The 11,681-nt window shown below is 66.3% G+C and carries 9 protein-coding genes; 1 reads left to right on the top strand and 8 read right to left on the bottom strand.

Annotation, left to right across the window (positions count from 1 at the left end; genetic code table 11):
* Positions 1-20: 20 nt before the first annotated feature.
* Both AC13GA_RS08040 and AC13GA_RS08035 read right to left on the bottom strand, forming a co-directional pair.
* The gene (locus tag AC13GA_RS08040; protein WP_482997832.1) at positions 21-530 is read right to left on the bottom strand and encodes a DUF4952 domain-containing protein; all 510 of its coding nucleotides are present in this window, start codon (positions 528-530) and stop codon (positions 21-23) included.
* A 51-nt stretch (positions 531-581) separates the two neighbouring features.
* On the bottom strand, positions 582-1,487 hold the full coding sequence (locus AC13GA_RS08035) for a LysR family transcriptional regulator (RefSeq protein WP_482997831.1): 906 nt from the start codon (positions 1,485-1,487) through the stop codon (positions 582-584).
* A gap of 122 nt (positions 1,488-1,609) precedes the next feature.
* Between AC13GA_RS08035 and AC13GA_RS08030 the strand changes: the two genes are divergently transcribed.
* A complete protein-coding gene (locus AC13GA_RS08030; protein ID WP_482997830.1) occupies positions 1,610-2,599 on the top strand; it encodes a zinc-dependent alcohol dehydrogenase family protein in 990 nt (329 codons plus the stop codon).
* A 41-nt stretch (positions 2,600-2,640) separates the two neighbouring features.
* Here AC13GA_RS08030 and AC13GA_RS08025 read toward each other — a convergent pair whose 3' ends face one another.
* From AC13GA_RS08025 to AC13GA_RS08000, 6 genes are all read right to left on the bottom strand, one after another.
* Positions 2,641-5,163 carry a membrane-bound PQQ-dependent dehydrogenase, glucose/quinate/shikimate family gene (locus AC13GA_RS08025; RefSeq protein WP_482997829.1) on the bottom strand — a complete coding sequence of 841 codons (2,523 nt, stop codon included), beginning with the start codon at positions 5,161-5,163 and terminating at the stop codon, positions 2,641-2,643.
* Between the two features lie 132 nt (positions 5,164-5,295).
* Positions 5,296-8,010, bottom strand: a complete 2,715-nt coding sequence (gene gyrA, locus AC13GA_RS08020) for a DNA gyrase subunit A (protein WP_482997828.1) — start codon at positions 8,008-8,010, stop codon at positions 5,296-5,298.
* A gap of 243 nt (positions 8,011-8,253) precedes the next feature.
* The gene (gene mtnA, locus AC13GA_RS08015) at positions 8,254-9,318 is read right to left on the bottom strand and encodes an S-methyl-5-thioribose-1-phosphate isomerase (protein ID WP_482997827.1); all 1,065 of its coding nucleotides are present in this window, start codon (positions 9,316-9,318) and stop codon (positions 8,254-8,256) included.
* Between the two features lie 47 nt (positions 9,319-9,365).
* Positions 9,366-10,097 carry a DUF3011 domain-containing protein gene (locus tag AC13GA_RS08010; RefSeq protein WP_046986789.1) on the bottom strand — a complete coding sequence of 244 codons (732 nt, stop codon included), beginning with the start codon at positions 10,095-10,097 and terminating at the stop codon, positions 9,366-9,368.
* A 140-nt stretch (positions 10,098-10,237) separates the two neighbouring features.
* The gene (gene epmA, locus AC13GA_RS08005; RefSeq protein ID WP_482997826.1) at positions 10,238-11,194 is read right to left on the bottom strand and encodes an EF-P lysine aminoacylase EpmA; all 957 of its coding nucleotides are present in this window, start codon (positions 11,192-11,194) and stop codon (positions 10,238-10,240) included.
* Positions 11,191-11,676: a GNAT family N-acetyltransferase gene (locus tag AC13GA_RS08000; RefSeq protein WP_006376440.1), complete on the bottom strand. Its 486-nt coding sequence runs from the start codon at positions 11,674-11,676 to the stop codon at positions 11,191-11,193. The genes epmA and AC13GA_RS08000 overlap by 4 nt, the downstream gene beginning before the upstream one ends.
* Positions 11,677-11,681: the final 5 nt, after the last annotated feature.

Raw genomic sequence — 11,681 nt, 5'->3', positions numbered from 1 at the left:
AACCACCCGCCGCATCTACGCTAGGGAGTCTGCCGCAACACCTCTACGGTGACGTTGAATGCCTCGATGCGCTGCCATTCGTCCCGTTCGTACGGCAGCGATTCCACCCCCATGCCGATCTGGTATCTCACCGCGTCCGGACCTTCGCGCCAGTAATGAGGTTCACCGTTGCTCCAGCCGCAGCAGACGTAACGCAACGCAGGCAAGCCGAACGTTGCGTGCAGGAAGGCTTCGACCTTCGCTGCCTGGGCACCCGCAACGCGGTAGTGGGCTTCGATCGGCTTGATGTAGGAGGCATCGTTCTGGCTGCAATCCACGTACTCCAGGCCTTCTGGTTTCCGGCCCATTGCCTTCAGGAAGTCCTGGCAGACCGTGTCAGGTCGGGCCAGGCCATCGGCACGACCGTGCGCTTCCCACTCCGCCAGCGCCTGCGCTGGAAGTTCGGCAGCCTGCAATCCGGAGCTGAACAGCAACGCAGGCAGCACCAGCCGCAGGAAGCGCGCGACACGCTGCAGCCATGGAAGCGACATGAGGATGCGATCCTTCGCGGTTGATGGAAACCATGCTAACCGATGGTCGCGCTATCGCCGCGCCATGGTCTGTTCGTTGAACCACGCCACGCAGAAGTCGAGGAAGCTGCGCAGCTTGGGGGTCAGCTGGCGATCGCGCGGATACACCAGGTTGATCCAGGTCGACACCGGCACGTACGCCGGCAGCACCTCCACCAGTTCACCGCGCGCCAATGCTCCGGCCAGCATTTCGTGCGGCTGCAGGATCAGCCCCAGCCCCCCGATGGCGGCGGTCAGCAGCGGCTCGGCCTGGTTGACCATGAAACGGCTGGACACCGGCACGGTCAGCACGCTGCCGTCGGCGTCGCGGAAGCTCCAGCGGGTGCGGATGATCGAATGCGCGAAACCCAGGCACTCATGGCGGCTCAGATCGGTCGGGTGAACAATGGCCGGGCGCGATGACAGGTAGGTCGGCGATGCACACAGGACCAGGGGATACGGCCCCAGCCGTCGCGCCACCAGCCCGCTGTCGGCCAGGTCACCGGTACGGAACACCAGGTCGTAACCGTCTTCGACGATGTCCACCAGGCTGTTGGACAGGTTCAGATCGACCTGCACGTCCGGGTACTGCTGCATGTAGGCGACCACCGCCGGACCCAGTGCGTGCACGCCGAAGGTGACCGGCGCGCTGATGCGCAGGCGTCCCATCGGCCGCCCGCGCGCCACTTCGGCCAACTGCTCGGCGCCCTCCACTTCTTCCAGGATCACCCGCGCCCGCGCCAGATAGGCTTGGCCGAAGTCGGTCAGGCTCTGCTTGCGCGTGGTGCGGTTGAGCAGGCGCACGCCCAGGTGCTGTTCCAATGCCTGGATATGCTTGCCGACCAGTTGTGGCGACAGGTCCAGTGCATCGGCCGCAGCGGCGAAGGAGCCGGCCTCGGCCACCTTGGCGAAGGTCCGCAGGGGAGCGATCAGGTCCATTGCAAAAAATTATTTTTCAATGAAACTCGAGATTACCCCTTATTCTGGATGCAGACCACGCGCACAGTAGACCTCACCTTCCTGCCGGCCCCCTTCGCCGGCTTCTCATTGGAGCCCTCCCCATGACCCAGGTTGTCCGCATTCACGAGTACGGCAACGCCGATGTCCTGCGCATCGACGACATCGACGTTCCGGCCCCTGCCGCCGACGAGATCCAGATCCAGGTAAAGGCCATCGGCCTGAACCGCGCCGAGGTGATGTTCCGCAACGGCACCTACCTGCAGGAAGCGCAGTTCCCCAGCCGCCTGGGCTACGAAGCGGCCGGCGTGGTCGAAGCCGTCGGCAGTGCGGTGAGCGGGTTCGCAGTCGGCGATGCCGTCAGCGTGGTCCCGCCGCTGGATATCGCACGCTGGGGCACGTACGGCGAACTGGCCAACGTGCCGGCGCGGCTGGTGGTCAAGCATCCGCAGGCACTGGGCTTTGAAACGGCGGCCGCGGTGTGGATGCAGTACGTCACCGCTTGGGGTGCGTTGCTGGAGCAGGCGCAGCTGGCTGCCGGGGATTTCGTCATCATCACCGCTGCCAGCAGCAGTGTCGGCCTGGCCGCGATCCAGATCGCCAACGCGGTAGGTGCCACGCCGATCGCGGTAACGCGCGGCCCGGGCAAGCGCCAGGCCCTGCTCGATGCCGGTGCCGCCCATGTCATCGCCACCCAGGAACAGGATCTGGCGGCCGAAGTGGCGCGCATCACCGGTGGTGCCGGTGCCCGCGTAGTGTTCGACCCGATTGGTGGCCCGCAGTTCGTGCCGCTGACCGAAGCCATGGCGCGTGGCGGCATCCTGCTGGAGTACGGTGCGCTGAGCAGCGAACCGACCCCGTTCCCGCTGTTCAACGTGCTGGGCAAGTCGCTCACGCTGAAAGGCTATCTGTACTCGGAAATCGTCTCCGACGATGCCGTACTGGCCCGCGCCAAGGCATTCATCGTCGATGGCCTGGACAAGGGCGTGCTGGCGCCGAAGATCGCCAAGGTGTTCCCGTTCGCGCAGATCCGGGAGGCACACCGTTACCTGGAATCGAACGAGCAGATCGGCAAGGTGGTGGTGACGGTGTGACAGCGCCACGCACTGGGGGCGGCCCGCCGCCCCCAGTCCGGTTACCTCGGCAACGCAAACGCCATCACGTAATCGCCGTTCGGGGTTTCCATGAAATGGTGGCCGCCGGCCATGATCACCACGTACTGTCGCCCGCCCTGCTCGTACACCATCGGGTTGGCCTGCCCACCCGCCGGCAGCTTGGCATGCCACAGTTCCTTGCCGGTCTTCAGGTCGATGGCGCGCAGTAGATCGTCGGTCGCAGCGGCGATGAAGATCAGGCCGCTGGCGGTGACCACCGAGCCGCCATTGTTCGGCGTACCGATCTCGATCGGCAGGCCGGAGCGGATTCCGAACGGCCCATTGCCGCGCGCACTGCCGAATGGGCGGTCCCACAGCAGTTTGCCGGTGCGCAGATCGATGGCACGGATGCCGCCATAGGGTGGCTGCTTGCACAGCAGCCCGGTGAACGGCAGCCGCCAACCTGCGTTCACCTGGATGCCATAGGGCGTTCCCACCTGCGGGTCACCAGCCCCTTCAGCGCCGCCCTTGTCGACGCGGATCTTCTCGCGCGGCAGCCAGCCCATGCGATCGGCCTCCGCGCGCGGTACCAGCCGGTTGTAGTTGGGCATGTCGTTGTAGTTGGCCACGATCACGCCACGGCGGGTATCCACCGCCACGCTTCCCCAGTCCGAACCACCGTTGTAGCCGGGGTACTCGATGGAGTGCCGATCGCTGCTCGGCGGCGTGTAGAAGCCTTCGTAGTACGCCTTGCGGAACTGGATGCGGCAGACCAGCTGGTCGATCGGAGTGATGCCCCACATGTCGCGCTCGGTCAGGTCATGCTCGCGGCGCAGTGTGTGGTACAGCGAGAACAACTGCGTGGGCGAACGCTGCTCGGGCTCGACGCCACCGACGGGTACCTTGCGCTCCTCGGCGGCGGTCAGCAGCTGGCCGTTGCGGCGGTCGAGGATGTACATGTCGCCCTGCTTGGTCGGCAGCAGGATCGCCGGCACCTTGCCGGCCGCCGTCGGGTAATCGATCAGGCTGGCCTGCGAACCGAGGTCGTAGTCCCACACGTCCTTGCGCACCGCCTGGAAATGCCAGACCGGCTTGCCGGTGGCCACGTCGATCGCCACCAGCGAGGTCGAATAGCGGTTCTGGTTTTCGCTGCGTGAGCCACTCCAGTAGTCGCCCGCCGAGTTGCCCAGTGGCAGGTAGACCAGGCCCAGCGCCTCATCGCCGGTCGCGGTGGTCCACATGTTCGGCGTGCCGCGCGTGTAGGTCTGCTCGTGCGGCGGCAGGCCGTTGCGCTCGGGCTGGTCCATGTCCCACGCCCAGCGCAGCTTGCCGGTGATCGCGTCGTAGGCCTGGATCACGCCCGAGGGCGCGTCGCGGCGCTGCCCATCCAACACCTGGTGACCGGTCACGATCACGCCTCGCACGATCGCCGGTGGCGAGTTGATCGACACGTAGCCAGGGGGCACTTCGCCCATTCCAAGGGTGATGTCGACCTGGCCGTTGTTGCCGAAGTTGGCGCAGGGACGGCCGCTGTCTGCGTCCACCGCGATGATGCGGCCGTCCAGGGTGCCTTCGATGATGCGGGCCCAGCACGCGGGATGACTGCCCGGCGGAGCGCTGCGGGTGACGCTGGGCGGTGGTTCGGGCAGCGCCAGATCGGCCGCGACATCGGCCAGCGCTGCATCGGCCATCGTAGGCGCGCTCGGCTGCTCGTAGTAGCTCACGCCACGGCAGGCGGCGGTGTACGGGATCGAGGCGTCCTTCACCTTCGGATCGAACCGCCACAGCTCCTTGCCACTGCTGGCGTCGAGCGCGATCAGGCGGTTGCGCGCGGTGCACAGGTACAGGCGGTCGCCGACCTTCAGGGGCGTGGTTTCCGCGCCCCAGCGCTTCTTCGGCAGGTCACCGGTGCGGAACTGCCAGGCCGGCTGCAGCGTGGCCACATTGGCCGGGGTGATCTGCTGCAGGGGCGAATAGCGGGTGCCCGCATTGCTGCGGCCCCACGCCGGCCAGTCGCCTTCGGCGGGCTGGTCAGCCGGCTGCAGGCCAGTGGTATCGCGCGTTGGTTCCAGTCCGGCGCTGACGGCGCCTTCCGGGAACGGCAGGTGCCCGTCCACTTCACCATGCGGGGCGAAAGCCAGGCCGAAGGCGGCCACGAACACCAGCATCAGCGAGCCCGCCACGCTGCGCGACAGACGCTTTGAAACCGGCTCGCGTAGCGTCGGCGCCAGCAGCGCCAGCACGATGCCCAGCGCGGTCACCAGGCCCAGCCGTGGCACCCAGCGCCAGTAGTCGCTGCCCGATTCCCACCAGGTCCACAGCAACGTGCCCACGAACACCAGCGCGTACAGCAGCGCGCCACTGCGGCGGTTGCCGAACAGCAGGATGCCACTGACCAGCAGCCCCAGGCCGGCGATGGCGTAGTACGCCGAGCCACCGAGGCTGAGCAGCCACGCACCGAGTCCGCCGATGACCAGGCCGAGCACGACCAGCAGCAGCGACAGCACGGTGACCAGAGGATGGCGGGGCGGAGGCGCGGAAGCAGACTGCGGCGTGGCGGACATCGTCGATCTCCGGGGGGCAGCATGCGCCGTTATCCCACCGCCGATGTGAAGCGCGCGCGTAAGTGCGGGCACCGGATACGACGACGCCGGCACAGGGCCGGCGTCGTCGGGTACCTCAACCTCGCGGCAGGATCACTCCTGCGCGGCGTCCTCGCTGCTGGCAGCAGCCGGGGCGCCATCGGTCGCGGCCGGGGCGGCGACAGCCACCTCGTCCTCGTCCTCGTCGATCGAGGCATCCATGCGCTCCACCGCCTGCAGCTTCTCGTCCTTGGACAGGCGGATCAGGGTCACGCCCTGGGTGTTGCGGCCGACGCGGCTGATTTCCGAGCCACGCGTACGCACCAGGGTGCCACCATCGGAGATCAACAGGACCTCGTCGCCCGAACCCATCAGTACCGCAGCGACCAGCTTGCCGTTGCGCTCGGTGGTCTGGATACCGATCACGCCCTGCGTGCCGCGACCCTTGCGCGGGTAGTCCGGCAGCGGGGTCCGCTTGCCATAGCCGTTTTCGGTGGCGGTAAGGATGTACTGCACGCTGGCGTCATCGGCGCCGTCGATCACCACATCGCCATTGGCTGCGGTTTCCTCGACACCGTTGTCGTCCTCGTTCTCGTCCTCGCTGCCACCCGCACTTTCGGCCACGATCAGGCTGACCACTTCCTCGCCGGCCGGCATCTTGATGCCGCGCACGCCGGTAGCGGTACGGCCCATCGAACGGACCTTGTCCTCACCGAAGCGCACGGTCTTGCCGTTGGAGGCGAACAGCAGGATGTCGCGCTCGCCATCGGTCAGGCCGACGCCGACCAGGGCATCGCCCTCGTCGAGGTTGATCGCGATCTTGCCGCGGGCCAGACGGAAGGCGAACTCGCCCAGCGGGGTCTTCTTGACCGTACCGTTCTTCGTGGCGAAGAACACGAACTGGCCATCAGCGTACTCACGCACCGGCAGTACGGCCTGCACGCGCTCACCCGGTTCCAGCGGAATCCAGTTGATGATCGGGCGGCCACGGGCGTTGGAACCGGCTTCGGGCAGCTGGTAGACCGGCAGCCAGAACACCTTGCCCGAACTGGTGAAGGTCAGCAGCGTGTCGTGCGTGTTGACCAGCCACAGCTGTTCGATGAAATCCTCTTCCTTGGTGGACGCTGCACTGCGGCCACGGCCACCCCGGCGCTGCGCGCGGTACACGCTCACCGGCTGGCGCTTGACGTAGCCAGCATGGGAGACGGTGACCACCACGTCTTCCGGCGCGATCAGGTCGAGGATGTCCAGGTCTTCTTCGCTGTGGCGGATTTCGGTACGACGCTCGTCGCCGAACTCGGCCTTGACGCTGATCAGCTCTTCGCGGATCACCTGCAGCAGGCGATCGGGATCTTCCAGGATGTGGATCAGCCCGGCGATCACTTCCAGCAGCTGCTTGTATTCCTCGGTCAGGCGGTCCTGCTCCAGCCCGGTCAGGCGGTGCAGGCGCATTTCCAGGATCTGGGTCGCCTGGATCTCGGTCAGCTGGTAGCCGCCTTCGATCAGGCCCACACCCTTGGGCAGGTCATCCGGACGCGAGGCTTCGGCACCGGCAGCGCCCAGCATCGAACCGACCAGGCCCGGTTCCCACAGGCGCGCGAGCATGCGCTCACGGGCTTCGGCGGGGTTCGGCGAGGTCTTGATCAGTTCGATCATCTCGTCGATGTTGGCCAGCGCGACGGTCAGGCCTTCCAGCACGTGGGCACGGGCGCGCGCCTTGCGCAGCTCGAACACGGTGCGGCGGGTGACCACTTCGCGACGGTGGCGGACGAACGCCTCCAGCATCTGCTTGAGGTTCATCAACTGCGGGCGGCCATCGACCAGCGCCACCATGTTGATGCCGAACACCGATTCCATCTGGGTCTGCTGGTACAGGTTGTTCAGCACAACCTCGGCAGATTCACCGCGCTTGATCTCGATGTAGATGCGCATGCCGTCCTTGTCGGACTCATCGCGCAGCTCGCTGATGCCTTCGATCTTCTTTTCCTTGACCAGCTCGGCGATCTTCTCGATCAGACGCGCCTTGTTCACCTGGTAAGGAATTTCAGTGACGATGATCGATTCGCGGCCGTTGTCGGCCACTTCGATGTCCGCCTTGGCACGGATGCGCACGCGGCCACGGCCGGTGCGGTAGCCGGCGATGATGCCGGCGGTGCCATTGATGATGCCGGCAGTGGGGAAGTCCGGGCCCGGGATGTACTCCATCAGGCCGTCGACATCGATTTCCGGGTTGTCGATCAGCGCGATGCAGGCGTTGATCGACTCGGTCAGGTTGTGCGGCGGGATGTTGGTGGCCATGCCCACCGCGATGCCGGCCGAACCGTTGACCAGCAGGTTCGGGAACCGGGTCGGCATGACCGTCGGCTCCAGTTCCTTCTCGTCGTAGTTGGGCTGGAAATCGACGGTTTCCTTGTCGATGTCCGCCATCAGCTCATGCGCAAGGCGCGACATGCGTGCCTCGGTGTATCGCATCGCCGCAGCGGAATCGCCGTCGACCGAACCGAAGTTACCCTGGCCATCGACCAGCATGTAACGCAGTGAGAACGGCTGCGCCAGGCGCACCAGCGTGTCGTACACCGACTGATCGCCATGCGGGTGGTACTTACCGATGACGTCACCGACGATACGCGCCGACTTGAAGTAGGGCTTGTTGCTGTGCGCGTTCAACTCGTTCATCGCGAACAGCACACGACGATGCACCGGCTTGAGGCCATCGCGCGCATCTGGCAGCGCGCGGCCCACGATCACGCTCATGGCGTAATCGAGGTAGCTCTTGCGCATCTCGTCTTCCAGGTTGACCTGGATGATTTCCTTGGCGGTTTCTGCCATTCGGGTTCCGTTGTCTGGTAGCGGTCCAGTCCGGCGCAGCCCCCTGCGGGAGGGAGTCGTGCCGGAACCTCGATTCAACCGCTGGATTCTACCACAAAGGGGCGTTTCCCGCCTGCCTTTACGGTGATTTTACCGGCACAAATCAGGAACTTAGGGGGTTGCCGGCCAGCGGCCGGCGCTACCGGGGGCTGGGGGTCGGAGCCCTTCCTTGCGGAAAGGGATCCGACCACGACCCTGCCTGCCTCAACCGCCGAAGGCGGCGCGCATGTTCTCGACGGTCGGGTTCAGGATCACGCCACGTTCGGTCACGATGGCGTCGATCAGCTCCCCCGGGGTTACGTCGAACACCGGGTTCCAGGCGGCGATGCCCTCGGCCACGGTGCGGGTGCCGCCCACGCCGTACAGCTCGCCCGGGTCACGCTGCTCGATCTCGATCTGGCTGCCATCCACGGTCTCCATGTCCACCGTGGAGGACGGGGCCACGACCATGAACTTCACCCCATGGTGGCGGGCGGCGATGGCCAGCTGATAGGTACCGATCTTGTTGGCCGTATCGCCATTGGCGCAGATGCGGTCAGCGCCGACGATCACCCATTGCACCGCGCCGGTCTTCATCAGGTGCGAAGCCGCCGAGTCGGCGATCAGCGTGGCGTCGATGCCATCCTGCTGCAGCTCCCACACGGTCAGGCGCGCGCCCTGCAGCCACGGCCGGGTCTCGCCAGCGAACACGCGGGCGATGCGATGCTGGGCCATGCCGGCGCGGATCACCCCCAGGGCGGTGCCGAAGCCAGCGGTGGCCAGCGAGCCGGTGTTGCAGTGGGTCAGCACACCGCTGCCGGCCTCGATCAGGCCGGCACCGAGTGCGCCCATGTGGCGGTTCGCGGCCAGATCTTCTTCGGCGATCGCTTGCGCTTCAGTCTCCAGCAGCGCCTTCCAGTCGGCACCGGCAGCGCTCAGGCAACGACGCATGCGTGCCAGCGCCCAGGCCAGGTTCACCGCCGTCGGGCGCGAAGCATTGAGCCGCTGCAGCGCTGGTTCCAGCTGCTGCAGGGCATGCACGCCATCAGCTGCATGCACATCCCGCGCAGCCAGCACCACGCCCCAGGCAGCGGCAATGCCGATCGCCGGCGCGCCGCGCACGGTCAGCGCATGGATCGCCGCAGCAACCTCGTCGCTGTCATGGCAGACCACGTGTTCAACCACGAACGGCAGCTTGCGCTGGTCGAGCAGTTGCAGGGCTTCGCCTGTCCACAGGATCGGGCGGATGTGGTCGTAACGGGCGTAGTCGATGTCGGAGGCAGTGTTCATGGGCCCATTGTAGGGCCAGGCCCCACGTGGTTGGAGCCTGCCCGGGCTCAATTCACCGAGAATTCGGCCCGGCAGCCGCCGTCCACCCAGATCCCGTTGCGGCTCCAGCCCCAGGTGCTGCCCTCTTCGCACGGCGTGCTGGACAGCTGCTGGGTGACGACCGCTCCAACGGAAATGCTGGCACCGCAGAAGCGGCGCTTCTTCGACTTCGACTCGCAGGTCAGGCGCCGCGGCACGTCGACGAAACGACCCTCCTCGTCAGCCACTTCGAAATCACCCTGGCAGCCACGCGTGGTCCAGACTTCATTGCGCTTGTAGCCCCAGCCCTGCCCCTCCCGGCACGGAAGCACCGACAACTGGCGCAGCAGGCGCACCGGGGCGCCATCGAGCCGCACCGGGCAACTCTGCGGGCGACCATTGGACTCACAGCGCACCACGCGGCGCACCAGGCGCTTGCCCTGGGTGCTGGCCGGCGCTGCCGCTCCTTGCGCACGGCGTGCACGGAACTCGGCACGGCAGCCAAGAGTGACCCACACACCACTGCGGTCGGTCCCCCACTCACTGCCGCGGATGCAGCTGTTGCTGGACAGCTGGCGAACCAGGTCGATGCCGTTGCTGACATCGATATCGCAGTGCACCCAGGCCATGTCACGCGATTCGCAGGTCACCACTTCGCCGTCATAGCCGGCCTGCTGGGCCAACGCCGACGACGGTGCGAACACCCCCCATATTGCGAGGGAGTACACCGGTGCAGCGACGACCGCGAACCACTTGACCAAAGGCTTCCCCACGAGACTGGATGAACTGCCATGCCAGTGTGAGGCACGTGGGATGATGAGAGCATCATCATGCTTGCTGAATCAAGCGCGAAATCCGTCGATTCCGTTCAGCCTGCAGATTTCAGAAAGACCCGGAAAACTCAGGCGTGGGCAAAATCGTAGGCCAGCACATCGGCGATGCGCGGCGTGCGGTTCATCGCCATCAGCAGGCGATCGATGCCCACCGCCACGCCGGCACAGGCCGGCATCGACGGCAGCGCTGCCAACAGCGCCTCATCCAGCGCCGGCTGTACCTGCCCACGCTCGTGCCGACGCTGCAGATCATGCTGGAAGCGCGCACGTTGCTCCTGCGCGTCATTCAGTTCGTGATAGCCGTTGGCCAGCTCCACCGCCCCCAGGTACAGCTCGAAACGCTCGGCCAACGGCGGTGTGCCGGGGCGGATGCGCGCGAGCGCGGCCTGGCTGGCCGGCCAGTCATGGACCACGGTCATGACCGCGTCATCGAAGTGCGGTTGGATGTGGTGGGTCATCAGCAGGTCCAGCCAGTCGTCGCGGGTCAACCCGACCGGATCGATATGCACGTCGCCCAGTGCGGCACGCAGCGCGGCTTCGTCGGCATCGAACGGATCCACGCCTGCATGCTGCTGGAACAGCTCGCGATAGCTCATCACGCGCAAGCGGGCACTGCGCCCGACCAGCGCCAACGCCTGCCCGACCAGCTCGGCGGTTTCCTGCACCAGCCGATGGTGGTCCCAGCCGACCCGGTACCACTCCAGCATGGTGAATTCAGGATTGTGGCGCCCACCGGCTTCGCCATTGCGGAATACGCGGCCCAGTTCATAGCAGTCGCCGACGCCTGCAGCGAGCAGGCGCTTGAGCGGATACTCCGGCGAGGTCCGCAACCAGCGGCGGCGGCCACCGGCATCAACATGCCCGGTGAAATCGGTGTGGAAGCTGTCGATGTTCGGCTCGGTGTTGCCGGCCACCGACAGGATCGGGGTTTCCACTTCCAGCACATCGCGCTCGGCGAAGAAGCGGCGCAGCAGCGCGTTCAGCGCGGCGCGCTGCTGCAGCGCCCGCAGCAGGGCCTCGCTCACAGGATGCCCTCCGGGCGCGGATGGTCCAGCGGCAGGGTCAGCAGGTCACGGGTGTCGTCGATGTAGCCGCTGGCCAGGTACAGGCGTCGGGCCAGTTCGTTGTGGTGGTTCACTTCCAGGCGCAGGCGGCTGACGCCACGACCGCGTGCGCGCTGTTCGCAGATCGCCAGGGCCTGTTTGCCGCGACCACGACCGCGCGCGCGATGGCTCAGGTACAGCTCGTCCAGCAGCATGAAGTGACCGCCCTGCTCCAGGCTGAAACCCATCGCGATCACCGCATAGCCGACCACCTCGCCGGCTTCGTCCAGCCACAGCAGTACTTCACCGTTGCGCGGGTCGGCCAGCAGTGCATCCACACCGCGACGCACGCGGGCGTCGTCGAAGTCGATCTTGTCTTCGGCGTAGAACTCGCGCATCAACGCGATCAACAGTTCCTCATCGGCACGGGTGGCCAGGCGGAAATCCAGCGGGGCGGTCTGCATCGGTG

It is taken from the genome of Stenotrophomonas sp. 22DLJC03, assembly GCF_056861405.1.
Note: the sequence above shows the minus strand (reverse complement) of the source record. Positions and strands in the feature narration are given on the sequence as shown.